22 protein-coding genes, 1 pseudogene and 2 riboswitches are annotated in these 25,959 nt (G+C 42.3%); of the genes and pseudogenes, 8 read left to right on the top strand and 15 right to left on the bottom strand.

What is annotated here, in order from left to right; genetic code table 11:
- Positions 1–4: 4 nt before the first annotated feature.
- On the top strand, positions 5–472 hold the full coding sequence (locus tag QFZ73_RS05575) for a CBS domain-containing protein (RefSeq protein ID WP_251433233.1): 468 nt from the start codon (positions 5–7) through the stop codon (positions 470–472).
- A gap of 54 nt (positions 473–526) precedes the next feature.
- Here the strand turns inward: QFZ73_RS05575 and QFZ73_RS05570 are convergent, their stop codons facing one another.
- The 3 genes from QFZ73_RS05570 to QFZ73_RS05560 all read right to left on the bottom strand — a co-directional run bounded on the left by QFZ73_RS05570 (position 527) and on the right by QFZ73_RS05560 (position 4,569).
- Positions 527–2,638, bottom strand: a complete 2,112-nt coding sequence (locus tag QFZ73_RS05570; protein WP_307263946.1) for a penicillin-binding transpeptidase domain-containing protein — start codon at positions 2,636–2,638, stop codon at positions 527–529.
- Between the two features lie 384 nt (positions 2,639–3,022).
- Positions 3,023–3,376: a hypothetical protein gene (locus QFZ73_RS05565; RefSeq protein WP_307263943.1), complete on the bottom strand. Its 354-nt coding sequence runs from the start codon at positions 3,374–3,376 to the stop codon at positions 3,023–3,025.
- Positions 3,377–3,450: 74 nt separating this feature from the next.
- Entirely contained in the window at positions 3,451–4,569 is a 1,119-nt protein-coding gene (locus QFZ73_RS05560) for a DUF2515 family protein (protein WP_307263941.1), read from the bottom strand.
- A gap of 769 nt (positions 4,570–5,338) precedes the next feature.
- On the opposite strand from QFZ73_RS05560, the gene QFZ73_RS05555 reads away from it, so the two are divergent.
- The 3 genes and pseudogenes from QFZ73_RS05555 (at position 5,339) to QFZ73_RS05545 (ending at position 9,489) form a co-directional block, all read left to right on the top strand.
- Positions 5,339–7,090, top strand: coding sequence for an ABC transporter ATP-binding protein (locus QFZ73_RS05555; RefSeq protein ID WP_307263938.1), 1,752 nt, complete (start codon positions 5,339–5,341; stop codon positions 7,088–7,090).
- On the top strand, positions 7,087–9,105 hold the full coding sequence (locus QFZ73_RS05550) for an ABC transporter ATP-binding protein (protein ID WP_307263935.1): 2,019 nt from the start codon (positions 7,087–7,089) through the stop codon (positions 9,103–9,105). Before QFZ73_RS05555 ends, QFZ73_RS05550 begins: the two co-directional genes overlap by 4 nt.
- A gap of 135 nt (positions 9,106–9,240) precedes the next feature.
- Positions 9,241–9,489 (top strand): annotated as a pseudogene (locus QFZ73_RS05545) (type B 50S ribosomal protein L31).
- Positions 9,490–9,602: 113 nt separating this feature from the next.
- Here QFZ73_RS05545 and metC read toward each other — a convergent pair.
- Both metC and QFZ73_RS05535 read right to left on the bottom strand, forming a co-directional pair.
- The gene (metC, locus tag QFZ73_RS05540; protein WP_251433260.1) at positions 9,603–10,784 is read right to left on the bottom strand and encodes a cystathionine beta-lyase; all 1,182 of its coding nucleotides are present in this window, start codon (positions 10,782–10,784) and stop codon (positions 9,603–9,605) included.
- On the bottom strand, positions 10,781–11,893 hold the full coding sequence (locus tag QFZ73_RS05535) for a methionine biosynthesis PLP-dependent protein (RefSeq protein WP_307263932.1): 1,113 nt from the start codon (positions 11,891–11,893) through the stop codon (positions 10,781–10,783). Before QFZ73_RS05535 ends, metC begins: the two co-directional genes overlap by 4 nt.
- 86 nt (positions 11,894–11,979) lie before the next feature.
- Positions 11,980–12,093, bottom strand: a riboswitch (SAM riboswitch).
- A gap of 325 nt (positions 12,094–12,418) precedes the next feature.
- Between QFZ73_RS05535 and fumC the strand changes: the two genes are divergently transcribed.
- On the top strand, positions 12,419–13,801 hold the full coding sequence (gene fumC / locus QFZ73_RS05530; protein ID WP_307263929.1) for a class II fumarate hydratase: 1,383 nt from the start codon (positions 12,419–12,421) through the stop codon (positions 13,799–13,801).
- Between the two features lie 104 nt (positions 13,802–13,905).
- Positions 13,906–14,148 (top strand): hypothetical protein, encoded by a 243-nt coding sequence (locus tag QFZ73_RS05525; protein ID WP_063232298.1) that lies wholly within the window; start codon positions 13,906–13,908, stop codon positions 14,146–14,148.
- Between the two features lie 59 nt (positions 14,149–14,207).
- Here the strand turns inward: QFZ73_RS05525 and QFZ73_RS05520 are convergent, their stop codons facing one another.
- Positions 14,208–15,353 carry an ABC transporter ATP-binding protein gene (locus QFZ73_RS05520; protein WP_307263924.1) on the bottom strand — a complete coding sequence of 382 codons (1,146 nt, stop codon included), beginning with the start codon at positions 15,351–15,353 and terminating at the stop codon, positions 14,208–14,210.
- 119 nt (positions 15,354–15,472) lie between these two features.
- The gene (locus QFZ73_RS05515) at positions 15,473–16,357 is read right to left on the bottom strand and encodes a PucR family transcriptional regulator (RefSeq protein WP_307263921.1); all 885 of its coding nucleotides are present in this window, start codon (positions 16,355–16,357) and stop codon (positions 15,473–15,475) included.
- 201 nt (positions 16,358–16,558) lie between these two features.
- Here QFZ73_RS05515 and QFZ73_RS05510 point away from each other — a divergent pair, with 201 nt between their 5' ends.
- The gene (locus QFZ73_RS05510) at positions 16,559–17,596 is read left to right on the top strand and encodes an NAD-dependent epimerase/dehydratase family protein (protein WP_307263918.1); all 1,038 of its coding nucleotides are present in this window, start codon (positions 16,559–16,561) and stop codon (positions 17,594–17,596) included.
- A 144-nt stretch (positions 17,597–17,740) separates the two neighbouring features.
- Here the strand turns inward: QFZ73_RS05510 and QFZ73_RS05505 are convergent, their stop codons facing one another.
- The 4 genes from QFZ73_RS05505 to QFZ73_RS05490 all read right to left on the bottom strand — a co-directional run bounded on the left by QFZ73_RS05505 (position 17,741) and on the right by QFZ73_RS05490 (position 21,458).
- Complete coding sequence (locus QFZ73_RS05505) at positions 17,741–18,847, bottom strand: iron-containing alcohol dehydrogenase family protein (protein ID WP_307263915.1); 1,107 nt, start codon at positions 18,845–18,847, stop codon at positions 17,741–17,743.
- 62 nt (positions 18,848–18,909) lie between these two features.
- Entirely contained in the window at positions 18,910–19,731 is an 822-nt protein-coding gene (locus tag QFZ73_RS05500) for a MetQ/NlpA family ABC transporter substrate-binding protein (RefSeq protein WP_307263913.1), read from the bottom strand.
- 55 nt (positions 19,732–19,786) lie between these two features.
- Positions 19,787–20,455 (bottom strand): methionine ABC transporter permease, encoded by a 669-nt coding sequence (locus tag QFZ73_RS05495; RefSeq protein ID WP_207440868.1) that lies wholly within the window; start codon positions 20,453–20,455, stop codon positions 19,787–19,789.
- Complete coding sequence (locus QFZ73_RS05490; protein ID WP_307263910.1) at positions 20,442–21,458, bottom strand: methionine ABC transporter ATP-binding protein; 1,017 nt, start codon at positions 21,456–21,458, stop codon at positions 20,442–20,444. The genes QFZ73_RS05495 and QFZ73_RS05490 overlap by 14 nt, the downstream gene beginning before the upstream one ends.
- A 69-nt stretch (positions 21,459–21,527) precedes the next feature.
- Positions 21,528–21,632: riboswitch (SAM riboswitch) on the bottom strand.
- A 294-nt stretch (positions 21,633–21,926) separates the two neighbouring features.
- Between QFZ73_RS05490 and QFZ73_RS05485 the strand changes: the two genes are divergently transcribed.
- Positions 21,927–22,751, top strand: a complete 825-nt coding sequence (locus QFZ73_RS05485; protein WP_307263906.1) for an MBL fold metallo-hydrolase — start codon at positions 21,927–21,929, stop codon at positions 22,749–22,751.
- A 103-nt stretch (positions 22,752–22,854) separates the two neighbouring features.
- Here the strand turns inward: QFZ73_RS05485 and QFZ73_RS05480 are convergent, their stop codons facing one another.
- From QFZ73_RS05480 to QFZ73_RS05465, 4 genes are all read right to left on the bottom strand, one after another.
- Positions 22,855–23,043 carry a hypothetical protein gene (locus QFZ73_RS05480; RefSeq protein WP_053534060.1) on the bottom strand — a complete coding sequence of 63 codons (189 nt, stop codon included), beginning with the start codon at positions 23,041–23,043 and terminating at the stop codon, positions 22,855–22,857.
- Positions 23,044–23,128: 85 nt separating this feature from the next.
- On the bottom strand, positions 23,129–23,332 hold the full coding sequence (locus QFZ73_RS05475) for a YheE family protein (protein ID WP_251433303.1): 204 nt from the start codon (positions 23,330–23,332) through the stop codon (positions 23,129–23,131).
- A 63-nt stretch (positions 23,333–23,395) separates the two neighbouring features.
- Entirely contained in the window at positions 23,396–24,592 is a 1,197-nt protein-coding gene (locus QFZ73_RS05470; RefSeq protein WP_307263898.1) for a YheC/YheD family endospore coat-associated protein, read from the bottom strand.
- Positions 24,589–25,956 carry a YheC/YheD family endospore coat-associated protein gene (locus tag QFZ73_RS05465; RefSeq protein WP_251433308.1) on the bottom strand — a complete coding sequence of 456 codons (1,368 nt, stop codon included), beginning with the start codon at positions 25,954–25,956 and terminating at the stop codon, positions 24,589–24,591. Before QFZ73_RS05465 ends, QFZ73_RS05470 begins: the two co-directional genes overlap by 4 nt.
- Between the last annotated feature and the right edge of the window lie 3 nt (positions 25,957–25,959).

The raw sequence follows: 25,959 nt of genomic DNA, 5'->3' as shown, positions 1-25,959 counted from the left end.
TAATATGTTAGTCAAGGATTTCATGATAAGGGAAGTCTACGTTGCCCGTCCTGATTTTACATTAAAGGAAATCCTGCGAATCTTAATCGAAAATAAAGTGGGCGGGGTCCCTGTTGTGGATGAACATGATAAGCTATTGGGAATGGTGACGGACGGGGATATCCTTCGTTACTTGAAACCTGCAGAGGAAGCCATCATGGGGTATTTCACATACATTACGGTTCTTCCCGGTGAAGAATTGGATGAAAAGGTTACATCCAAAATGCATGATAAAGTCTCACAAATCATTAAAAATAAAAGGATAACAAAGCTTTCCCCCGAAGATCCGTTAGATGAATTGATAAAGGTCCTTTCCAAGCATCATTTCAAGAAAATCCCCGTCGTGGACGAAAATGATAAAGTCGTCGGCATCATCAGCAGGGGAGATGCACTTAGGGCTCTATATAAGGAATTCGTTCAAAAACTGGAATAAATGGAGCATCAAAAAAGGCCTGCTCGTAATCGAGCAGACCTTTTTTTGTAAACATCATTGAGTGCTTTCTACTGCCTTATCTGCATCAGATTCACCTTTTGCTCTTTTTTCCTTCAATTTAAAGTAGGCGTCCATTACGTCCCGCCCGATACGTTTGTTAATATCATCAGAGGGCTTGCCTTGATACACCCATGGCACGACGACAGAGAATGCCACTTCCGGATTATTGTGAGGTGCATAACCTACAAGTGTCAGATTGATAGTAGGGACTGGCGCGCTATATTGATTCCTCCGCGGTCCGTCGTAAAAGGCCTCGGCAGTACCCGTTTTCGCTGCTGCACGGTAAGACTTCCCGCCGAAATATTTATATGCCGTCCCGCCTGGCTCCTGGGCAACCTGCCTGAATCCTTCCTGGACACGCTGAATCCAAACGTCTTTCCCGCCTAAATCGTTTAACACTTTGGGACTCATTGTTTTAAAGACGCTGCCCAATTCATTGTGTTCGTTGGATGGATTCCTGATTTCCCTGACCATATGTGGCTCAAGCCTTTTTCCACCATTTGCAATTGTCGAAACATACTGTGCCAATTGCATTGGGGTATATGTATCAAACTGGCCAATCGATAAATCCAGCAGCAATCCATCTGTTGAATCGACCCCTTTAAATCCGACTGATTCATTAGGCAGGTCGATGCCGGTACGGACTCCCAATCCGAATTGGGCATAATGATTCCGCATGATGGCAAAGGCTTCACGGTTGATTCCTAACGGTCGATGAGGGATATAATGACCGCCGCCAATTCTGATCGCCGTCATGAACATATAGACATTCGACGATTTCTTTAACGCGGTGACATCCGTTACATACCCTAAAGGGCTATAAGATTTTTTGGGATTTGCACCAGCTAATAAAAGTGGATGGTCATGAAATGCCGACCCTGGTGCGATGGCTCCAGTCTGAAATCCCGTGTAGACCGTAGCCCCTTTAACAGATGACCCCATCGTATAGGAGGTCGTAATGTTTCCAAGGGCAAAATCGTTCATTTCGGTCAAGCCGGTTTGACTGTTGCGGCCGTATTGCCTGCCGGCCATCGTAAGCACCTCGCCTGTATTCGGGTCCATTAAAACGACGAAGGCACGATCCAATAAGTAGGTATTTCCCCTAGCCTTAGTTCTGCGCAATTCGCTCTCAATGATTTTTTCAACCTGTTGCTGCAGCTCCATATCAATTGTAAGGATCAAGTCTTTTCCGCTTTGCCCTTCAGTCAGGGTATTCGTATTGATGACTTCCCCTTTGCTCAGCACATTTTCAATCCGCGTCTTTTGACCGCGCAGGACATCTTCATATTGTTTTTCGATATAACTTTTTCCGACCCTGTCATTCCTGGTATAGTCGCGTGCCAGATAATAGTCAATATTTTCACTGGGAATGCCTTCTTCGGAAGAAGAGACCTTGCCAAGTACCGAGCGGAGGGTCTCATCATACTTATAGGTCCTTTCCCAATCCGTCGTTATGTCCACGCCTGGCATTTCATCCAAATGTTCACTAACCCTGGCGAATTCCTTAGTGGTGACATCTTTATTCTTCACGATTGACGGTGCGAGGGCATAGCCACTATTGAATTCCCGGAAGATAGCGATCACTTCCAATTCATCCTTGGAGAATTCCTGGATATTCTCATCGGTTACCCGTTCCATTTGAAGTTTGTATAAATCTTTTTGCTCTAGTTTCTTTTCGATTACTTTCTTCTTCTCGGCCTTGGTAATCAAGGCATCGGCTTCTTTCGGATGTTTTAAAATCCAAAAATCCTTTTTATCCGGAAGGGTTACCTTTTTAGTATCTTTTTCTATCAAGGTAGCAAGGACCTCTGCCGTCTTCACCATATCTGCCGTTTTTGTATTTGGATATTTCGTATAAGTGATGGCATTACGTGGCTCATTATCAACGACAGGATTCAAGTTGCGGTCATACATCTTACCACGGGGAACGGGGGTATTGGCCACATCGTTTTCCGTTCGGTCGACTTCGCGGAGGTAATCATCCCCATACACGATTTGGACGATGCCAAGCCGGATTATTAAGCTTGAAAATAAAATGAATATTAAAAAGAACATAAAGTTCAGTCGGAAAGGAATTGGGGTTTTTTTCTTTTTTTCTTTGGCCATCATTAACATTCCTTTCTAGTAATAGTAAAAAATAAGAAAATTCCTATCTCCAATGATATATAAAATTAACTTATTTTTCTATGCTTTATCCGTAAATTTATCTATATATCCAAAAAATTGTTTTGAAGTTATATAATTCCTAGTAATCTTATAATTGGGAAAATTGATATAAATATGATGGCCAATGAGTCTGAAGGGGTTTTAATAGATACAGTGGGTGAAGCGGCACAGCGACAATCATGAGGAGTGATGCATGTATGGGTCGCTCATGTGAAAAGGGAAGTATAAACGATAAGTACTTGGAAATATGGTCTGGTAAAAAAGAGCAATTAATGACTTTAGATCCAGTCACAATGACTTAAGTACCATGATTTTATTTAAGCATTAATTTGCTTCATATTTCCTAACGGGAGTTTGAGTCGCGACACTGATAATTTCTTTGAAATATCCGCATAGCTCAAGCCATTTTTCAGGGTAAATATAGATGAACCGTTCGATCGTTTCCAGAGAGTGAAGCACAAGGAAATCGATTTGATCCGTTTTTTGATTTTGTAAATTGAATAGAAGCTCATGAGGGATGGTGTAATAAGGATGGATTTGATACGGATTCAGTATGACCGGGGAAATATTCTTCTCTTCCATATACTTGTCCGTCACAATCTTTTGGATTGCAAAGCTTTCATTCGTATGTAAATCCCCGATTTTGTAATTTGGATTCAATAGTACAATGCCTCTCATTTGATTCACCCATTCTTTTTGCTAACCATTCTTGCCAAATGGAGGATGGGATATTCAAAGTAAGAGGCTTGATGCTAGAAAATGGCTTTCATTCCGTTAAGGATTTTGAGCTGATTGACATTTTCGAGAACCTTGTTGGTCAGGTCTTCCTTTTTAATGATCGGTGAGCTTCGTAAATCTTCTATGAAGCTATCATTCGTGAACCAATCAATGGAATGGGGAGGAAAGAATAGTTGATCTGCCCATGCATCATGAAGAGTGGGACTGTACACTTTATCATCTTTTGACGTGGATGCATCAGAGGTATATATGCTTCCCCAGTAATCCTCTCTGGACCCCGTGTGTGGAACCTCTTTTGTAAATTGGCTAACACCGCGAAAAACAACCGGATGCTGAAAAAGAAGCCCATATAATAATTTTCCCGTTTCAATACGCTGTTTCGGGTCGGCAAAGCGTTCAACGGTCAGGCCTGTCAAGGAATGAAGACCGTTTTGCTTGTTTGCATAAGGAAAGATCACTTTCATGAAGCCTAAGTATTCCTGTAGCTGAAAATCAAGCCTTCGGAGGATTTCACCATGACGGGTGCGTTTTAATATCCTTTCCTGAAGCATTCTTTGTTCATTAATGATAAGGGCAGTTGTCAAAAGGGGTGAATGGGGCTCTTCGATGAAAGATTCCCAAATCGGCGCCATGAATTTTGAAATGCGGAATACTGGTAAATACCTTCTTAGCGGAAGTTCTTTTTGTTTAGAATGTTCATATAAAAGAAGCTGGGGGAATGCATCTGCAAATATGGCTGAATTGGCGCGCTCAAGGAATAGGAAAAATTTCTGCTGTTCCGCTCTGTCAAGGAGATGGGTCATCGACGAACTTTTCAAGTCAGTCATATGGTATCCTCCATTCCTCGAAACCATATGTGCTAAAAAAGCCCAATGGACCTCTGGATTACGATTGTAAAAGGCAAGATATGCTTGTGTTCTTGTGATATTGTTCCGGTTCAGGGCAGCCGTCTTGGTTCGAATGCTTTTTATCAGAGCGGTTTCCTCAGGAAAGAAAGCCTTTGACGCATCAAATGGCTGAAAAAGCTCTTTTTGTAAATGGGATCTTAGCGTGTCATATTTTTCAGCATCGATGATGGGTTTTGTTTTGACAGGGTGTTTGCCCATCAGCTTTTGCAAATATTGGGAGAACATACAATCACCACAAATGTTTTTCAATCATCATATGCAGAACCGTCAAGAAAGGGGCGTTGCAGTTGCAACGCCCTGGATTTCTTTTGTCATCAGTTATTTTTCTTCTTCTTTTCCAGGTACAATAAAATATAATAAACTATCCAGAAAAGAAAAACAGGAATGAAGGATAACAGTCTATATTTTACCGGTACGGCAAATAAGATGAAAATGGATGAAAATAAAAAGGGAACCGCCAGGAGTATATATTTTCTCCATTGCATATGCTGAACCTCCTTAGGTTACGTCATTCTTATAAGAATAAAGGATTATCCATCAATAATCTAGAAAAGTCACAATTGACAAAAATAGGCACAAGTAGTAATCTTTAAACATAAGTTAAAAATTACCATTAATCAATAGAAAAGGAGGCGAACGTCATGACTAAATCAGTTAAGCATATGGATGTCACAACCGAATATCATACGTCCGCCTGCCCTGAAACCTTGTCGTTCTAGACAAAGGATTGAGAACGTGTTCATTGATCATTTTAAAGCGCAGGTTGTGGAATTTTCGCGGCCTGCGCTTTTATATGTGTTATGACGCATTTAAAAAAGCTTCCGCTAATAGGCGGGGGCTTTTTGGCATTTGGGATACGGGTACATTAGCATCCTTTCCAATAAATGATAGGAGGAATTTTAAATGAGACAAAAGACAATGGATATCTTATTGCAACCCGGAGATCCAGAAAGCGGTTAGCGAGTGAAGGTTTGACCAAAAGGGAGGGGAATTCATGTTTGCGATTTTTAAAAAGCTGTCCTGGTTCTTTAAAGAACAGTGGCAGCGTTATACCTTGGCGATTTTATTTCTATGTCTAGTGAATATCTTGGAGGTTATCCCGCCAAAACTTGTCGGGAATGCCATCGATGATATGAACAATGGCAGCATGACTCAAGAAGGGGTCATGAAATACGTTATTTATTTGCTCATGGTACTGACCGGCAGTTACCTATTTGGTTACCTATGGAGTTATCTGTTATTCGGCGGCGGAAACTTGGCCGAACGAAAACTAAGGTCCGGATTTATGGGCCATTTGCTGAAAATGACGCCGACCTTTTATGAAAAAAACCGTACAGGGGATTTAATGGCAAGGGCAACCAATGATTTAAAGGCAATATCCCTCACTGCTGGTTTCGGGATATTGACCCTCGTTGACGCGGTGCTGTTCACCATTACGGTTGTAGTCATGATGGGAGCCACGATCAGCTGGCAGTTGACGATTGCGGCGGTGCTGCCGCTTCCGATCATGGCAGTGATGATGCAAATTTACGTGAAGAAAATTTACAAACGTTTTACGGATGCACAAGCAGCCTTTGGTACTTTAAATGACAAGGTCCTGGAATCCATTTCAGGTGTCCGTGTTATCCGGGCCTATGTCCAGGAACGGGAAGATGAAAAGCGGTTTGAAGAAATGACCGAGGATGTATATCGTAAAAATCTAGCTGTGGCAAGAATCGACGCCCTCTTTGATCCGACGATCAGCATTATCATCGGCATCAGTTATTTAATCGGTTTGGGCTATGGAGCTTATCTTGTGTTTCAACAGGCCATAACGCTTGGCGGACTTGTTTCGTTCAATGTGTACCTAGGCATGTTAATTTGGCCGATGATCGCGGTGGGTGAACTGATCAATGTCATGCAAAGGGGAAATGCTTCGCTGGACCGTGTTCAGGATACCCTTTCATATGAAGCGGATGTGAAGAATTCATTGGGTCTGGAGAATATTCCGAATCCGGGAAATATCCAATACAATTCAGTGTATTTTACATACCCTTCCTCAACGGTTGTGAATCTATCCGATATTTCCGTTCAGCTTGAGCGCGGTCAAACATTGGGGATAGTAGGGAAAACAGGTAGTGGAAAAACGACATTCGTGAAGCAATTGCTGCGGGAATATCCTTTAGGAACAGGTGAAATCGCTTTTGCAGGCATGCCGCTGGAGCAACTGAACCTTGAGGATATTCGTAAATGGATCGGCTACGTTCCACAGGACCATTTTTTATTCTCGAAGTCTGTTAGGGAAAATATCTTATTCGGTAAAATGGATGCAACGGAAGATGAACTGGCTGAAGCTATCCGTCTTGCGGATTTTGAGAAGGACTTAATGATGCTGCCAAACCGTCTTGAGACACTCGTCGGTGAGAAGGGTGTCGCTCTATCTGGAGGGCAAAAGCAGAGGATCTCGATTGCCAGGGCACTGATCAAAAATCCGGAAATCCTTATATTGGATGATTCCTTATCCGCTGTAGATGCAAAAACGGAAACGACGATCATCGAAAATATCCAAAATGAACGGGCAGGGAAAACGACCATCATCACAACCCATCGCTTATCAGCCGTTCAGCACGCGGACAGGATTATCGTGTTGGACAGCGGAGAGATCATCGAAGAGGGGACTCATGCGGATTTACTGCAGAATGATGGCTGGTATAGGGAACAATATGAACGACAGCAGGTTGACGAAGGGACGGGGGTGAAGGCATGAAGGTCGTAAAGAAACTTTTTAATTATGCTGCCCTTTATAAAAAATTGATCATTGGCGCCCTGATCATGCTGGCACTTTCGGTAGCGGCCGATTTAACGGGTCCTTTCGTTGCCAAGAAAATCATCGATTCACATATACTTGGCATCGAATCTACCTGGTATGAAGCGGGTAAAGGAAAAGATGCTGTTAAGTTTGATGGAAATTGGTATAAACGGGCTGATTACTTTGCAAAAGGTGAGAAGAAAGGCAGGGAAGTCCATGTTCTGCAGGTTGGCAATCAATTTGTCTTCTTAAATGAAGCTGTTCCTATCGATGGGCGCAGAACCTTGGAGAACCAATCGTTGATCATCAAGAAAGGCGGGAAAGAGCAACGTGCGCAAGCAGTGAAATTGACGAGTCAGGAAGTGATGCGGTTTTACCAACCGGAAATCCCGCGGATCATTAAGCTTGTGGCTTTTTATTTTAGTCTTGTCATCCTTTCCTCCATTTTTCAATATGGGCAGAGTTTTTATTTACAGAAAGCGGCGAACCGAATCATACAGAAGATGCGAAATGATATTTTCACACATATTTCCCGTCTGCCGATACGTTATTTCGATAATATGCCAGCGGGGAAAATTGTAGCCAGGGTCACTAATGATACGGAAGCGATCCGGGAATTATATGTAACCGTGCTCGCCAACTTCTTCTCGAGTACAATTAATATCTTCGGCGTACTAATTGCTTTGTATATTCTGGATCCACGAGTCGGTACCATTGGCCTTTTACTTATTCCGATCATCGTTATCTGGACGATGGTATACCGTAAATTCGCATCGAAATATAATCACATCATTCGGGAACGGGTCAGCGATATTAATGGGATGATCAATGAATCCATTTCTGGAATGAGCATCATTCAGGCATTTGGACGTGAAAAGGAGACGAAGCAATCTTTTGAAAATCTGAACCAGGAGCATTATTCCTATCAAAATAAAATGCTCCATTTGAATTCGTTGACGGGTGGAAACTTGATTGGTGTCATTAAGGTTTTGGCGCTAATGGCATTCGTCTGGTATTTCGGTGGGATTTCCCTTACGGCGAGGTCTGCCATTTCCTTAGGGATGATGTATGCAATTGTTGATTTGATCAGCCGCCTGCTTCATCCGCTTCATGGAATCGTCAATCAGTTCGCTAATCTTGAACAGGCACTTGTTGCAGGGGAGCGGGCATTCAGTTTATTGGATGAGCAGGGATTGGCAGTCAGTGATGAAAACATATCCAGATACAAAGGAAACGTGCAATTCGAAAATGTTTCTTTTGGTTATAAGGATAATGAATATGTGTTAAGGGACATTTCCTTCTCTGCTAAACAAGGGGAAACGGTCGCTTTAGTTGGCCATACTGGGTCAGGAAAAAGTTCCATAATGAATTTATTGTTCCGTTTTTATGACAGTAGTGAAGGGCAAATTAAAATCGATGGAAGAGATATATTGGATATTCCCCATCAGACGCTTAGGGAGCATATGGGAATCGTCCTTCAGGATCCGTATTTATTTACTGGCACCATCGCATCCAATATCAGTCTGAATCATAAAGGCATTACAAGGGAAATGGTTGAAAAATCATTAAGAGATGTTGGGGGGGACAAAGTGCTGAAGCATCTTCCTTTAGGGCTGGACGAACCCGTGATCGAAAAAGGAGGAACACTGTCTTCCGGACAGCGGCAGCTAATCTCTTTTGCCCGTGCTCTTGCATTCAATCCGGCAATATTGATTTTGGATGAAGCGACAGCAAGCATCGACACCGAAACCGAGGCAATTATCCAGAAGGGAATGGAAGTGCTGAAAAAAGGGAGAACGACCTTCATCATTGCACATAGACTTTCCACGATAAAAAATGCCGACCAAATTCTTGTACTGGATAAAGGGCGGATTGCTGAGAAAGGTACACATGAAGAATTAATGGAACTAAAAGGGAAGTACCATCAAATGTATGAACTGCAGGCTGGTCCGCATAAAGACATGGCTGGCTGAACACAATTGAATAAGGGTCGATAATCAAGATTAAACTATAATGAGGGTGCCGTTTTTGGTACCTTCAAGCACAAATGTTGATAATAGTAATCATTACGTTTAGTATATACCTATACTGACAATGAGGTGATAATAGTGAAACAAGAAATTCATCCCGATTATCAACGAGTGGTATTCATGGATACCAACAGTGAGTATAAATTTTTGACAGGCTCAACGAAGACGTCCAATGAAACGATCATTTGGGAAGACGGCCAAACGTATCCTTTATTAAAAGTGGAAATCAGTTCAGATACGCACCCTTTTTATACTTGAAAGCAGAAGTTTGCTGAAAAAGGCGGACGGGTGGATCGCTTCCTGGATAAATATAATATGAAGAAATGAGAGTCAGTCCATCGGGAAATCGATGGCCTTTTTTTGTATGGCTGGGTTGAAAAGAGTTAACAATGATACTAAGAAAAAGGGTGCCCATAATATATGAGGCACCCATCTTTTAATCATTTTGCAGCAATTGCTTCCCCTTTTGCAATATTTACGAGGGCTGCATCGAAGTCCTTTATTAAATCGTCCGGATTTTCAAGTCCGACAGAGAGGCGGAGCAAGCTGTTCGTGATGCCTCGCTTTTCCCTTTCATCAGCAGGCATGGCAGCATGGGACATTTTGGCCGGGTAGGATAATATAGATTCGACCGCACCAAGGCTTACGGCAAAAACAGGGAGCTCGACAGTGTTCACGAAAGAACGGAAGATTTCCTCACTTTCCAATTCAAATGATAGGACCGCACCTGCTCCAAGCGACTGTCCTTTCTGGATGGCGTGCTGTGGATGATCGGCAAGGCCGGGATAATACACTTTTTTCACCAAGGGCTGCTCCTTTAAGTAGGCTGCAATCTTTTCTGCCCCTTTTTGTGAATGTTCCATTCTAACTGACAAGGTTTTCAGGCCTCTCATTACAAGCCAGGCGTCCTGTACACCAAGAACCGCTCCAAATGAGTTTTGGAGGGAACCGAGTCTTACTGCCAATTCCGGATCTTTCACTACCGCAAGCCCAGCTACCACATCACTGTGTCCGGATAAAAACTTCGTCGCGCTATGAAGGACAACATCAGCGCCCAGATTCAGTGGTTTTTGCAATGCTGGCGTCAAGAATGTATTATCAACAAAACTTAAGGCACCGGCTTTTTTTGCGATATCACATACGGCTTGAATATCGGTCACTTTAAGTAACGGATTTGAAGGCGTTTCGATGTATATGGCCCTGGTATTTGGCTGAATGGCCGCTTTGACGCTTTCAAGGTCCGTCATGTCAACGAAGGTATGCTCAATATTGAAACGCGACAATACGCTTGTGACCATCCTGAACGTTCCGCCATACACATCCTCGGAAATGACGATATGATCCCCGGCAGACAATAGCAGGAAAGCTGTAGAAATGGCAGCCATACCTGATGAAAAAGCAAAGCCATGGGTGCCGTCCTCAAGTTCGGCAATGATGTCTTCAAGTGCCTCGCGAGTTGGGTTCCCGCTTCTGCTGTAATCATATTTGCCGAATTGATCGATATCGGATTGATGGAAAGTCGATGCGTGCTGAATGGGGACGCTCACACCGCCCGTTGCCGGATCGAATTTATGTTGATTATGAAGTAATTTGGTTTCAAAGCTAAAATCATGATCTGTCATCGTAGTGCCTCCCTTTTTACCTGTGCGAATGCTTGATGCAAGTCACCAATCAAATCATCGCTATCCTCGATGCCAACGGAGAAGCGGAGCAGGCGATTACAAACGCCATTTGCCGTTCTGACTTCAAGCGGAATATCGGCATGTGTTTGTGTGGCAGGATAGGTGATGAAGCTTTCAACCCCTCCAAGGCTTTCTGCAAAAGAGATTAATGAGAGCGATTGTAAAAATGGGTTGACCGCCGCTTCATCAATGATTCGGAATGAAATCATGCCGCCTCTGCCGGGATACAATACGTCCGTAACACAATCATGTTCCGATAAGTAATCTACAAGTATCTTGGCATTCTTTTCATGACGCTCCATCCGCAATGCCAGGGTTTTCATTCCGCGCATCAACAGCCAAGAATCAAATGGGCTCAAGACAGCGCCAGTACCATTATGATGGAAGGCAAGTGAATCACATAATTCAGCGCCGCTAGCAACGATCAGTCCGGCGAGCACATCATTATGACCACCGAGATACTTGGTTGCACTGTGAATCACAATATCCGCTCCAAGCAGGATGGGTTGTTGAATAAGAGGCGTGTAAAAAGTGTTATCAACGATTAACAATAAATTATATCGTTTGGCCAATGCGGCAACGGCGCTAATATCCGTTTGCTGCATAAGAGGGTTAGTGGGAGTTTCGATGAAGATGGCTTTCGTGTGAGGAGTGATGGCTTTTTCGATATCCTCCAAACAACAAGTGTTCACATAGTCACACTGCAACCCCCATTTTTTAAAACCTTGTTCTAATAGACGATATGTACCGCCATAAAGATCTTCGCTGACAATCCATGCATCACCAGATTTAAAAAGGGCGAGTATTGTGGAAATGGCGGCCATTCCTGAACTGCAGGCATAACCTTGGTCGCCTTTTTCCAGATCGGCGATGGAACGCTCCAATAGCTGGCGTGTAGGATTACCTGTCCTTGTGTAGTCGAATCCCGTCGATTGGCCAATTCCTTCGTGGCGAAAAGCTGTTGAAAAGTATACCGGCGGATTGACTGTTCCTGTCGCCGTTTCGCTGCGATTTCCTAATTGAGCAAGATATGTTTCAGTTTTGTACATGGTTTTCACTGCTCCTTTGAGTTATATAGAATAAAAAAAAGTCTTCTTTAAGAAGAAGACTTTGATTAAGTAGGGACGAGTCATTCTTCTTATCTTCCAAGTTCACAAACTTGTGGAATTAGCACCTTTTCATTGGTTTGAAACAAATGAAGGTTGCTGAGGTGTCATCGGGCCATTCCCTCTACCTCTCTCGATAAGAGTTTAGATTATTCAATTTCTTTTGAATTTACTATATATACAAAATACTGTCAAGAACATTTTGGGTGGGTAAAGCTTTGATGTGCATGACTAGGTCAATTGGAGCCTAGCGGTGTCAACACTTTATGTGTCCAAAAAAAATATCCGAATTTTCATATAAACAGCAAGGATCATGGATTTTTCAGAAAAATGGGAAGGGTCAGCCGGATATTTTTGCTTTAAAATAATAAAGTTTGTACAATGTATGGAGAGAAAGAATAATACGACATTATTCATTCCATATGCAAAAGGTACTCAATGAATTGTGCAAACATAGGAGGAGAACACATGGAATACAGAATCGAACGAGATACGATGGGTGAAGTGAAAGTTCCTGCTGATAAATATTGGGGAGCACAAACCGAGAGAAGCCGTAACAATTTCAAAATCGGTAACGAAAAAATGCCGATTGAATTAGTGCGTGCATTTGCATACGTTAAACAAGCTGCGGCAAAGGTAAACTATGATCTTGGTGATCTTTCGGAAGTTAAAAAGAATGCCATCGTCAAGATTTGCGGCGAAATCCTTGAAGGTACACTTGATGAACATTTCCCGCTTGTAGTTTGGCAAACGGGAAGCGGCACACAAAGTAATATGAACGTGAATGAAGTGGTCGCTAACAAAGGGAATGAATGGTTGAAAGAAAATGGTGAATCGGAAACCCTTCACCCGAATGATGATGTTAACAAGGCACAAAGCTCCAATGATACTTTCCCGACCGCCATGCATATTGCTGCCTTTATGGAAGTCGCTGAAAAATTGGTCCCTGCCATCAAAGCCCTTCGTGATACATTCGATATAAAAGAAAAAGAATTTTGGGATGTCGTGAAAATTGGCCGGACACATCTTCAAGATGCTACACCATTAACATTAGGACAAGAAATTTCCGGGTGGAAAGCGATGCTCGACAAAGATCTAGCGATGATTGAGGAAAGCAGCCAAAAATTATTGAACCTTGCACTAGGCGGAACGGCTGTAGGAACCGGAATCAATACAAAAAAAGAATTCCCGGGACTTTCTGCCAAACAAATTGCAGCGGATACAGGATATCCTTTTGTAACATCTGATAATAAGTTCCATGCATTGACAAGCCATAACGAAATCGTCTACGCACACGGTGCTTTAAAAGCATTGGCAGCCGATTTAATGAAAATTGCGAACGATGTCAGATGGCTGGCAAGTGGTCCTAGAAGCGGAATCGGCGAAATAGCCATTCCAGAAAACGAGCCAGGCAGCTCCATCATGCCAGGTAAAGTCAATCCAACACAAAGTGAAGCGCTTACCATGATTGCAACACAAATCGTGGGTAACGATGCTACAATTGGCTTTGCAGCTAGCCAAGGTAACTTTGAATTGAATGTATTCAAACCAGTCATCATCTATAACTTCCTGCAAACGGTCAAATTATTGACGGAAGGCATTCATTCATTCAACAATAATTGTGCGGTTGGCATCACTGCAAATGAAGATAAAATCAAAGAAAATGTAGAACGTTCCCTTATGTTGGTAACAGCATTGAACCCGCATATTGGTTATGAAAAAGCAGCCAAGATCGCCAAAACAGCATTCAAGGACAACTCTACGTTAAAAGAAGCGGCGTTGAAATTGGAGTTCCTGACGGAAGATGAATTCAAAGCATGGGTCGATCCTGCTAACATGGTTAATAAATAATTGCGGTGCCCTCCCTCTGGTATTAGGGAGGGTGTTTCCATGTGTTAAAATAATGGAATCAACAAATACTGAGATCATAAGTATCGGGAACAGGAGGAAAAACAATGTCTTTATGCCCGCTTTGCAACGGTCTAAGAAAAATTCATGTGAATTGCCCGGAATGCGGCAGTGATCTTGATGATAAAGGGAAATTCATGGACTACGCTGATGATTACAGTGCTTACATGGATATCGACATACTTAAAGAAAACGACGGATATCCTCAATCCCTTCAGAAAGGCCAATGCCCGCATCTCATGAAATGCTCTGAATGCGGACATGATGAAGTGGTATTGGTCCAGGAATGAATCTACCCCTTATTTTGAATCAACGAAAAAGACCCATTCGTGAACGGGTCTTTTTACGTTTAATTGGCAGGTAACTTCATGCTTTCCTGCATCTGTTCATCTTCTTCAACTAAAATGCGATGTTCAGTCCCTTTATCAAAAAAGTGAGCTTTATCCATGTCGAGGGCAAGTTCGATATTTTCACCTGCCTGGATGATATTCTTGGCATCGACCCGTGCGACGAAGTCCTGCCCCTCTAACGTGGAGTAGAGCATGATCTCCGCGCCCATGAGTTCGGCTACATCAATTTGGGTCGTGAATGTAGTGTTACGGGACTCCGTAAAGCTAGTTCCTTCATTATGGAAATCCTCCGGACGGATGCCAAGGATTATATCCTTTCCGATATATCCTTGATCACGCAGCATTTTCATCTTCAATTCAGGTATTTCAAGCGTTTGTTCGCCTATTTTAATTGTGCCTTCTTTTAATGTCCCGGTAAAGAAGTTCATGGCAGGCGATCCGATAAAACCGCCGACAAAGACGTTTGTGGGTTTCTCGTATACGTCTTTTGGGGCACCGACCTGTTGGATGATTCCATCTTTCATTACAACAAGACGTGTCGCCATGGTCATTGCCTCTGTTTGGTCATGCGTGACATATATCGTCGTGGTGTCTAGCCGTTTATGTAGTTTAGCGATTTCTGCACGCATTTGAACCCGCAGTTTTGCATCGAGATTGGATAATGGCTCATCCATCAAGAAAACTTTTGCGTCCCTTACAATTGCACGGCCAAGTGCCACACGCTGGCGCTGACCTCCTGAAAGGGCTTTAGGTTTCCTGTTTAGCAGCTCTTCAAGTCCGAGAATCCTTGCCGCTTCATTGACCCTTTGCTTGATTTCCGCTTTTGGCGTTTTCCTGAGCTTTAATCCAAATGCCATATTGTCATATACGGACATATGAGGATATAAGGCATAGTTCTGGAAAACCATCGCAATATCACGGTCTTTTGGGGGGACATCATTGACTCGCTTGCCGTCTATATATAAATCCCCTTGTGAAATGTCTTCCAGTCCGGCAATCATCCTTAATGTCGTCGATTTGCCGCAACCTGAAGGTCCCACAAAAACTATGAATTCCTTATCGGCAACGCGAAGGTTGAAGTCTTTAACGGCCGTCACCTTTTTATCATAAATCTTGAATATATGATCTAATACTAACTCCGCCATGAAAAATCCCCCTTTTAAAATGATTACTTGTACCAATTAGCTATAGTCTAAGCTATCAGTTCAGAAAAAAGTATGGGCACATTGCACAAAAAAAGGATGATATTACCTACTCATGAAAATTAATCAATCAGTAATAGAATCAAGTACGCAGTAAGGGCATGACGGAAGTTTCTAATATCAAGACCAGTACTTTCAGAGAATTTGTCTATTCGGTATTGTAAGCTGTTCCGATGTATATAAAGCTGTTTGGCGGCATAGGTGGCATTGGAATTACATTCGATATACGTTTTAATCGTTTTGATAAGTTCAGCATCCTGCTTGGTCTTGCCAAGAATCTCATTGATATACCACTTTGCATTCTTAACGGATGGATCATTAATTAATGAGTGAGGGATGATGTCTGCCAAATCAGCCACCTTTAGATCCGGCAGGTGCACCTGTGCCATATCAAAACACTTTTTTTCCTGAGTCCAGTGATGATGAAGGTCTTGATTTACAGGGTGAAAGCGCCCGGTGAACATACGGGTCTTAACATAAAAGTCACCTTCAAGGGTGGAAGAAATGGCGATTAGTTCTTTATTTGATAATGGTTCATCCTTGCCCGTTTCAATTAAGACTCCTGCCGTTTCATTTTCCCAGACCAATGTTGCGTCAGATGGAACGAAAGAGAGGAAGGCCTCTTCAAAATCGGAGTTGGAAAAATCAGCATGAGTCAGCTTAAAATGAAGAAATCGAACATTCTCCCAGCTCGTTAAAGGCAATGGTGCATTCGGTTCGGATAAAAAAGTTTTCCATGATGAGTCTGGATGTGCATTGAGGTTATTTGGGTTTATGGAAGGAGCAAAAAGCAGTTCCAATAAACGGATTTCTTCGGCTGTGATTTCTGAACGGGGAATGCCAAGTATACTTCTTGAGTCTTCGAACCAAACATAGTCAGAAATATAATCAGTATCATTTTTATTGGTAAGAGCCTTCGGGAATTTTTGTTTGAGATTTTCAAGCATCGTTTCCACCTTCTTTCTCCCTTTCCATATCATTATAGCGAAAAAGAATAAAGTTCAAAAGAATAGGATATTGCGAGTTTTTCCGAGAAGGGAAATTCACGGTTCAAAAAGAGAGTTCAAAGAAAAGTTGCAAGTAATATTAATTTTAGGAAAGGGTGTTGCGTATGCTTAATGGAATATCGTTAAAGAGGAGGAGATCTTATGAACATTTTAATATTGGGTGGTACACGGTTTTTAGGCCGATATTTAGCAAAAGCTGCGATAGTGAAAGGGCATGAGGTCACACTTTTTAATCGTGGAAGCGATCCTTATGTTTTTCCCGAAATAGAACAGTTAAGAGGGGACCGCGACGGGGATCTGGAAATGTTGAAAGGAAGACAGTGGGATGCAGTCATTGACACATCGGGTTTTATCCCTCGAACTGTTTCGAAATCTTGCAGCTTGCTTAATCAAGTTAAACATTATACATATATTTCAAGCATCTCAGTTTATAGTGATCCAACCGAACCAGGTATTGATGAAAATGGAGAGGTTCATACACTAAATGAAGATAAAGCAGAAGAGATCACCGGCGGAACTGCTGGACCGATATACGGTGAATATTATGGACCTTTAAAATCATTAAGCGAAAAAGCAGCTGAAAAAGAACTGCCTGGAAAAGTCTTGTCAATTCGTGCCGGGCAAATAGTAGGTCCGTATGATTACACTGACCGATTGCCGTACTGGCTTAAAAGAATAGCGGAAGGGGGAGAAATTTTATCTCCTGGACGCCCTGGACGTCCAATCCAAGTTATCGATGCAAGGGACTTGGCTCAATGGGTCATACAAATGATAGAAAAAAATATGACAGGTACATATAATGCCGTCGGACCAGATTACACACTGACTATGGGGCAATTACTTGAAGGCTGCAAAAAGGTAACAAGAAGTAATGCTGATTTTACATGGGTATCTGAAAAGTTTTTAATTGACAATAAAGTGGAGCCGTGGGGAGAGATGCCTTTATGGATACCAGAAGAGTTCCCTTTACCGGGAGCTAAGAAACCTTTGAATGGGTTTTTGGCTGTCGATAACAATAAAGCCATCAATAATGGACTAACATTCCGTCCCCTTTCAGAAACTCTCCAAGATATATGGAATTGGGAAAAGGGCCGTCCGGAATCTGCCGATAGAAAAGCAGGTATCCACAGACAACTTGAAAGTGATCTTCTTGGATTATGGAAACAAACAGTAGGTTGAAACCTTCTTTTATTATTCTGAAGTATTGACGCACTTTATGTTTGCTTGGTGAAAAGGATGATTTAAACAAACATGGTTATAATACAATCCCTTTACTTCCCGAAGGGGAGTAAAACAAGGATGGATAAAAACTCCATCGCTTTTTTAGTTCATGGATGTGCTTGCGTGGTTTGTGAGGATTTCAAGGTTTTCCATGGCGGCTGCCACTTTTTCCTTGTTGATATCAGGGAAAAGAAGATGGATGTCTTCACCTTCTTTGACAGAGTGGGCTGCAATCTGTTGAAGTTCCGCCTTATGTTCAACCGTCAGGCCAATATCAAGCATTGTCATCGGCAGTTTAAGCACCAGGTAGATTGGCAGCAATTGTTTGATTTCCGAGAATTTCCCTTCTAACACAAGCTGGACTAAAATGCCATATGCCACTTTTTCCCCGTGAAGTAAATGATGAGCTTGCGTGATGGTAGTCAGGCCATTGTGAATGGAGTGGGCACCGGCAACGCGCAAGTACTGGTCGCCAAAGCCGCCAACTAGACCACTGGTGATGATGTTCGTTTCAATTACACGCTGCAGCGCGTCTGTCCATTTACCCTTTTCCAAATCAGCTAAGGCTTCCTCGCCATATGTCAATAAAACTTCCTGGCATTGCCTTGCGGCTATATGGGCCAATTCAATACAAACGGACTTGGTGGCAAGCTTTTCGGCCAGTGCATTGCCCTCATACCATTTCGCCAATGTATCGCCGATTCCAGCCCGTAAATAGTTAATAGGCGAATTCAGAAGAATTCCTGGTTCGATAAATAACATCCAAGCGCTTTTTTCATGAATATCATAGCGGACATATGAACCATTATCATCATAAATGACACTCAACGGTGTCCAGGCAGCGCAGGTGGAAGCTAAGGTAGGAATGAGGATGATTTCCTTTTGAAGCGAGTTTCCGGCAGATTTGGCGAGGTCGAGCAGCTTACCGCCGCCAATGCCGATTAATGCATCCACACCTTGTTCAAGAGCAGACTTATTGACACGCTCAATTTCTGCGTCACTGCATTCCCCGCCGTATGTGAAAAAGATCGTCTCAATATTTTCTAAGGAAGGAAAAAAGGGTTCAGCAACTTCCCATGATTTTCTTCCATGAATAACGAGCACTTTACGAATGTTCCATTTACTCAGTTTTGCTTCCAGGTTTTCAAGGACATTAGCTTTACAGGCGTAATAAGCGGGGCCGCTGCGGACCTCCAGTAAGGTATTCATATTCTTTCTCCTTAATGAAAGGCCTGTTCCCAGTGAAGGGGAAGCAGGCCTTGATTATTTGATCAATTCATCCAGTCAGGTTTTCCGAATCCGGCAAATTTGTCATCGATCACTTTTTCAAACTGGTCGGATTCCACTACTGATTTAATATCCTTGGCAAATTGAGCGTCTATATCTTTTGTATTCACTGCAACAACGTTTCGATACATATCCGGCATTTTTTCTAAAACAAGGGCATCCTTTAGGTCCATTTTCGCTGCAAGAGCGAAGTTGCCAGGGACCGCTGATAGGTCAACACTGTCTGTTGCCCGTGGCAATTGAGCGGATTCCAATGGTTTGAGCTGGATGTTTTTTGGATTTTTCGTTACATCCTTTTCAGATATTTTTAAAGGATCGACATCCGGATCGACTTCAATCAACCCTTCATCCACCAGCACTTTAAGTGCACGTGCGAGGTTAACCGGATCATTGGGCACTGCAAGGGATGTACCATCTTTAATTTCTTTCAATGATTTATACTTGTTCGAATATATGCCCATTGGTGCTGTTGGAACAATGATAAGGTCGGAAAGCTTTAAATCATTTTCTTTAGCGAAGTTGTCCATGTACACTTTATGCTGGAATAGGTTGGCGTCGATTGAATGGTTGCCAAGCGACTTATTCGGCTGGATATAGTCGGTGAATTCGACGATTTCTATTTTGTAACCGAGATCTTCAAGACCTGGTTTGATGGCCTCTTTAACCATATCGGCGTAGGGACCGGTAGTCGCCCCGATCTTCAATTCTTTTTTGTCTTCAGTTTTTGGGGATGCATCATCGCTTCCGCAAGCTGCTAAGCCAAGGGCAAGTGCACAGACTGATAATAACGAAGCTATTTTCTTCATTTGAAATTCCTCCTGAGTAATGAAATGTATTGAATCATTGAAATAATGACTGATCCTATCGTTTGTTAACAATGTATGAGGCTTTGTCACCAACCATTTGAATGATTTGCACAAGGCAGATCAGCACGACGATCGTCGTGATCATGACTGTGTTGTCATAACGGTAATATCCGTACCGGATGGCAAGGTCGCCAATTCCGCCTCCGCCGATTGTCCCTGCCATTGCAGAGTAACCGATTAGCGAAATGGTCGTTAATGTCAATCCTTGAATGATTCCCGGTTTTGCCTCTGGAAGAAGTACATCCTTAATGATCATCCATGGAGTGGCACCTACGGCAATTGCAGCTTCAATCACTCCTCTGTCTATTTCACGTAATGCCGATTCAACGATTCTTGCAAAAAAAGGTATTGCCGATACGGACAGGGAAACAGAAGCCGCTCTTGGCCCTATCGTCGATCCCGTAAGAAGGTCCGTTAAAGGAAGGAGGGCGACCAAGAGAATGATGAACGGGATTGAACGTACAATATTGACTGCGAAACCGAGAGATCGATTCACGATGCTATTTTCAAAAAATAAATTCCTGGTTGTCGTAAACAGCAATACTCCAAGCGGTAAACCGATCAGCAGAGCTACTGCAAGGGAAACGCCGACCATATAAATCGTTTCAAGAAAGGCTTTATTAAGATCAGGTAAAATATTGACGATGGGATCAAGCAGTGACATGTTTTAACACCTCCACAGAACTGGAACGACTTTTTATATATTCCAATGTCGAATGAATTTGGGTGGCATCGCCAATTAACTCGATGATCAAAATGCCTAAAGGGACATCCTGGATATACTCAATTTTACCGTGTAAAATATTACCCTTTACTGAATGGGATTGGAGAGTATCCGAAAGAATCGACTCACCGGCGGTTTGCCCTTCGAATTGAATTTTAATAATCGTACCTTTACTTTCTTCAAGCAAGTGCGAAGGGAGTTCGAAATCCAGTACACTGCTAATGAATTGCTTCGTTAACTCCTGCTTAGGCTGTGAAAATATTTCATAAACGGGGCCTTCCTCAATTACCCGGCCATCCTGCATGACGGCGACTCGGTGGCATAGTTCTTTGACCACTTCCATTTCATGTGTAATCAACACGATGGTGATACCAAGCTCACTGCTTATCTTTTTCAATAACTGTAAAATCGCTTTTGTAGTTGTTGGATCAAGGGCTGAAGTCGCTTCATCACATAATAGTACAGTGGGTTCATTTGCTAAGGCGCGAGCTATGCCGACCCGCTGCTTCTGTCCACCGCTAAGCTGTGCCGGATAGACATCTTTCTTATCGCTAAGCCCTACGATTTCCAACAATTCCAATACACGTAACCTGATGGCGTCCTTCGATCGATGCGCTGCCTTTAAGGCGAAAGCGACATTTTCATAAACGGTTTTTGAACTGACCAGGGAAAAGTGCTGGAATATCATTCCGATTTTTTGGCGTTGTTTACGAAGCTCTTTACTTGATATAGAGTTTAAATCAATGCCGTCGATGATGATATTTCCACCTGTCGGACGTTCAAGCAAATTCAAGCAGCGGAGTAATGAGCTTTTTCCAGCCCCACTGTAGCCGACAATTCCATACACTTCGCCTGTTTTAATGGTCAAAGAAACGTTATCCACTCCGATAACTCGGTTTTTCTTCGAGACGTATTCCTTTCGGACTGAACGGATTTCAATCATGCGCTTTCCCCCTTAAACATTAAAAAAGCTGCCTCTATCATTCAGAAAGAGGCAGCGAAATTATATCGCGTCTTATCTTTCAGAATGCAATCATTCTGCAGGAAGTGGCACCGTTCCCTAAGGGCGGTTGCCGGACATCACAGGGCCTGATCCCTCCGTCACTCTTGATAAGTAAATTATTATTTTAGAATATTTCAAGTTTTATAATATAATCTATATTATTTGTAAAATTCGACAATGTCAATCGTTTCTGTGATTTTGGAATGATTTTTTATCGTTAAATTTGGTATGGTCCGTTAAAAAAATTCATGGAAAAAGGGCTATTATGCAATAATCCAGCAATTCCATCAAGGTTAATTATTCCAATATTTTCTTGTCAAAAAGGTAAAGTGGTACTACATTTATTATAGTGAAGTTAAAAAAAGGAAGATTAAACTATTTTGGTACAATGATGGGGGAGGCAATTGAATGATAGAGATTAAGACGATAAATGATGTGGTTTGTGTTCACGGGACTCCTGGCGGGAACAAGTCGGGGATGAGTGTTTATGTCTTTTTAACGGATGGCCTATTGATAGATACTGGAGCAGAGATTTTATTGGAAGAGCTTATTCCATTCTATGAGTCCGCAGACTTCGACTCAGTGGCACTGACTCACTATCATGAAGACCATACGGGGGGCGCTGCATGGATACAGGAACATAAAAAGGTCCCGCTTTTCATTCACTCGATGTCGGTTGAGGTTTGTGCAAAGGATGCTGTATATCCTGAATATCGCAAAATTTTCTGGGGAAAGAGAGACGCCTTTAAAGCTGAGCCGCTAGGGAAGGCCATTCATTCCCGTACCCAAACGTGGGAGCCGATTTTTACCCCTGGTCATGCGAAGGACCATATGGTGTATTTGAATCACAGTAATGGCATGCTCTTTTCAGGAGACCTTTTCGTAACGCCAAAAACAAAGCTTGTCTTACGGGAGGAGTCTGTCCCGGTCATCATCGGTTCCATAAAAAAATTACTTCAATATGACTTTGGGGAAGTGTTTTGCTGCCATGCTGGGCATGTGCCTGATGGGAAGGAAATGTTCCGGAAAAAACTCGATTATTTGGAAAACCTCCAAGGTGAAATTTTAAACTTACATTCTCAAGGGCTGACCGTTCATGAAATCCAGCAGGTCGTTTTACCGAACCGCTATCCCCTTATCGAGATATCTGGGCATGAATGGGATTCAGAACATATCATTACATCGATATTAAACGAAAATATTTTAAGTGCGAGGGAGAATGGAACTATTTGAATGTTATCCGTTTAACGGTCTGACTGCATACACATGGAGATGAACGGGATAGGTAAGTCCACATCAAATAAAGGAGAGCCCTCCATAAGAGAGCCCACATAATTTATTTATTGATATTGGGATCTGTTTCATCATAAAAGTCATGTGCTTCTTCGATGTTCTGAAGGTTAGCGACTTCATACACATTTCCGCCCGCCATTCCTTCATTGATGATACGGTCGATATCCAGGTAAACGGAATCCTTGCCATCATATTCGGTATCCTTTAAAAATGTCATTTTTTCTTTATCCAAAATAAATCCCTCCTAGCTTTTTCTTTAGTTTAGGCAAAGGAGTTTTTTTTATTCTGTTTAGGGATTTCATGAATGTAAAGGGGGTTCATTCGTATACATGGAAGATCATTAAATCATGTATCATGCTTTTGAGTTTGGTTTCATCTGTTTCGGAAGGCGGATTGGCTGTCCACTCGATGGATCCATCTTTATGATACAAGGCTTGGACTGCCTGCTTGTTGAAATAAAAGGAAATTTTCCATCCTGGCAGATTCTTATGTAATGGTGCCCATTGAAAATGAGTGATCATATGTATTACCTCCATATATACAGTTTCTCATTTAATTATAATGGAAAACGGCAGATGGAGGTGTTATTTTATTGTTAGGTTGGGAAAAGTTAATTCAATGAAAAGTTTTTTTAAATGCAAAAGCCTATTTGTTTCAATTTCCTCCTCATCGAATTGCATGGGCTTTGAGTTTACTTCGTATATGAAGAGAGAGCCTGATTCGTCTTCCCCTATATCAATGGAAAACTCTCCGAGAAACCCGATTTTTTTTGAAAGTATCTCTCCGCATTTTTGGGCGATAGTCTCTAATTTCAGATTCAGGCTTCTTGATTGCAGGTCTTGATAAGGAAAAAGCTTACCCCCTCGGGGAGTGTGGGTGGTGATTTCCTGAGTTTGTGACATCCTTACCGCTTTGCCGGTCACTTTATAAAAACCTTTTTCATAATGGACGAGAATCCGGTAATCGTAACGATGTCCAAAAAGTTTTTTTGGTATGATCGCCTGTTGAGCAATGTAGCTCCTTTTTAATAAATCCCTTTTTTTTGTTTCCCAGAATGACGCGAAGTCCGGGAAGGACTCACTATGCTTTAAGCTATTGAACAATAGTGTATCATCATCGCTTTTGATTATGGTATAAATGCCCTTTCCTTGGCTTCCTTTGCAGGGTTTAAGGTATATATGCCTGTAGGTCTCCAGGAAAGCATCAAGGCAACCGCTGTTTCGTAAGACCATGGTGGGCGGAAGGTGATTGGTGAGGGATCCATCTTCCATTAATGCTTCGAACATCACATATTTATCTATAAAACAGGGGTTGAATAGATTCATTCGGCATTCTTTAAAATATTTGATGAGATGTTGGAATTCCTCTGACGCCTCATAGCTCCTCGAGGGGATACGGTTATAGACGATGTCAGGTAAGGGCACTTTACATTCGATCCACTTGTTTGAAATGGAGGAAAAAACATAAGCTCTCATCGACTCGGAATGAAGGGCATTTCCTGTGAATGCATACGCCAATATTCCATGTTTCAATAAATATAAGGATAGGTCCCGAAAAAGGTTCAGGTTTCCACCCAAACCTGATTCCTTTTTGGGATTGGAAATAGTTAAAATTCCGACGGTAAGCATCCGGTTACCTGGAAATATTGTGATTGGAATTAGAGGTTGATTTGAATGGACCTTTTTATAGCTGATTTCCTCTTGGGCAGAGCCGGCGAAAAGCTCCGCATTCTCATGAGTGTGGTGCCAATTTTCAGTGGGGATATCGTAAAAAATGTTCATCGCGGCACACTGATTGATTTCGTAATCGTCTGTTCCGTAAGATAAATGGCATAATCAAGGCTTAGCTTTCTGGTCAGCAATTCAAAATCCTTGAGTTTTGGATGGGAGAAGATGGATCGTCCCGGTTTGGAATTGGCTTCAAACATCCAAACCTGCCCTTTTTTATCCAATCCAAAATCAAATCCTATTTCTGCAATGATGCCATCCAAGTTCTTTTCTATACTGTCACTTAAAATCAGTGCGGCTTCCGATAGCTTTCGTTCGACTTCTTTGGCCTCATCGTCATCTCCAAACAGTTCGGCAACCGTTTTGATGACACCCCCGCTTTTAATATGGGTCGTGACGCTGCCGGCGCCGGCGATTTTTGCGGCGATAGCGGTTACCTGCCATTTTCCATTACTGTCCTTGTTCGTATGGACCCGGAAATCCACTGGACGTTTTTCAGATCGAATTAATGGGATGCCCTGCTGCACGATAAGGTTCTCAAGCGGTCGGTCGTGAAAAATATGTTTAACGATGGATTCCAATGTGGAAAACTTTTGCAGTTTATTTTCTTTTGCTTCATTTGTATAGCGGCAATAGTAAACATCCTCATGCTTATCATAAAGAATTTGGTGAATCCCTAGACCGAGGCTGCCGTGAATGGGCTTTATATAAACTTGCCGGTAATGGGAAAGAAGGGTTTCCACCACGGACATGGATTGAAATGGATACGTTTCCGGCAAATAAGGCAGTGCCCGCTCATCTGCGCATAACCTTTCATTTACATCCCATTTATTGAAAAACCCAGGATTATACCATGGAATGGTATATTCTTTTTGAAATTTTTGCTTCACTTCTTTAGGTCCATCGCGGTTTTCCATCAACCGATTCGGGAGACGGTCATAGATGACGTTAGGAAAAGGAAATTCATTAATGTGCCAGTCATCGTTATCAAATACATAGCCTTTGATAGTCTCCTCATCCCAATTGATTACATTCTCTCCAAAAACAAAGGGGATACAGCCTGTGGTCCTGCTAAGCGAAAGGAGCTTTGAGAAAAATTCCGATCTCTCCCCTAATGGTTTGTTTGAAAGGCCGGTGAAGCCTGAAGAAAAAATTCCGACAAGCGGTCCGATATGGATGCTCTTGCCGTATATGAACAAATGAAGGGGGATATCGGTATGATCGAATATTAGAGATTCCGCAAGACTTTCCGATAGGACGATTGATTGATTGACTGCCGGGTTTTGTTTGACGATGGCAGGACATGAATGTCGTCCGAAATAAATTAATTCAATCTCTGCCAAATCTCCAAGCTCTGAAGGGTAGAAGAGAACATTGCCAGGGATAGCGGCAATTTCGGCAGGATAAGTCTTTCTCACTTT

This window comes from Peribacillus sp. V2I11, from assembly GCF_030817135.1.
Lineage (GTDB): Bacteria > Bacillota > Bacilli > Bacillales > DSM-1321 > Peribacillus > Peribacillus simplex.
Note: the sequence above shows the minus strand (reverse complement) of the source record. Positions and strands in the feature narration are given on the sequence as shown.

Excerpts from the sequence above, each read along its gene's own strand:
- QFZ73_RS05495 (WP_207440868.1), bottom strand. The coding sequence starts at position 20,455 with ATGTCACTGCTTGATCCCATCGTCAATATTTTACCTGATCTTAATAAA.
- QFZ73_RS05475 (WP_251433303.1), bottom strand. The coding sequence starts at position 23,332 with ATGATCACTCATTTTCAATGGGCACCATTACATAAGAATCTGCCAGGA.
- QFZ73_RS05560 (WP_307263941.1), bottom strand. The coding sequence starts at position 4,569 with ATGTTCTCCCAATATTTGCAAAAGCTGATGGGCAAACACCCTGTCAAA.
- QFZ73_RS05470 (WP_307263898.1), bottom strand. The coding sequence starts at position 24,592 with ATGAACATTTTTTACGATATCCCCACTGAAAATTGGCACCACACTCAT.
- QFZ73_RS05555 (WP_307263938.1), top strand. The coding sequence starts at position 5,339 with ATGTTTGCGATTTTTAAAAAGCTGTCCTGGTTCTTTAAAGAACAGTGG.
- QFZ73_RS05515 (WP_307263921.1), bottom strand. The coding sequence starts at position 16,357 with ATGCTTGAAAATCTCAAACAAAAATTCCCGAAGGCTCTTACCAATAAA.
- QFZ73_RS05520 (WP_307263924.1), bottom strand. The coding sequence starts at position 15,353 with ATGGCGGAGTTAGTATTAGATCATATATTCAAGATTTATGATAAAAAG.
- QFZ73_RS05505 (WP_307263915.1), bottom strand. The coding sequence starts at position 18,847 with ATGAATACCTTACTGGAGGTCCGCAGCGGCCCCGCTTATTACGCCTGT.
- QFZ73_RS05485 (WP_307263906.1), top strand. The coding sequence starts at position 21,927 with ATGATAGAGATTAAGACGATAAATGATGTGGTTTGTGTTCACGGGACT.
- fumC (WP_307263929.1), top strand. The coding sequence starts at position 12,419 with ATGGAATACAGAATCGAACGAGATACGATGGGTGAAGTGAAAGTTCCT.
- metC (WP_251433260.1), bottom strand. The coding sequence starts at position 10,784 with ATGACAGATCATGATTTTAGCTTTGAAACCAAATTACTTCATAATCAA.
- QFZ73_RS05535 (WP_307263932.1), bottom strand. The coding sequence starts at position 11,893 with ATGTACAAAACTGAAACATATCTTGCTCAATTAGGAAATCGCAGCGAA.
- QFZ73_RS05550 (WP_307263935.1), top strand. The coding sequence starts at position 7,087 with ATGAAGGTCGTAAAGAAACTTTTTAATTATGCTGCCCTTTATAAAAAA.
- QFZ73_RS05570 (WP_307263946.1), bottom strand. The coding sequence starts at position 2,638 with ATGGCCAAAGAAAAAAAGAAAAAAACCCCAATTCCTTTCCGACTGAAC.
- QFZ73_RS05575 (WP_251433233.1), top strand. The coding sequence starts at position 5 with ATGTTAGTCAAGGATTTCATGATAAGGGAAGTCTACGTTGCCCGTCCT.
- QFZ73_RS05490 (WP_307263910.1), bottom strand. The coding sequence starts at position 21,458 with ATGATTGAAATCCGTTCAGTCCGAAAGGAATACGTCTCGAAGAAAAAC.
- QFZ73_RS05500 (WP_307263913.1), bottom strand. The coding sequence starts at position 19,731 with ATGAAGAAAATAGCTTCGTTATTATCAGTCTGTGCACTTGCCCTTGGC.
- QFZ73_RS05525 (WP_063232298.1), top strand. The coding sequence starts at position 13,906 with ATGTCTTTATGCCCGCTTTGCAACGGTCTAAGAAAAATTCATGTGAAT.
- QFZ73_RS05565 (WP_307263943.1), bottom strand. The coding sequence starts at position 3,376 with ATGAGAGGCATTGTACTATTGAATCCAAATTACAAAATCGGGGATTTA.
- QFZ73_RS05510 (WP_307263918.1), top strand. The coding sequence starts at position 16,559 with ATGAACATTTTAATATTGGGTGGTACACGGTTTTTAGGCCGATATTTA.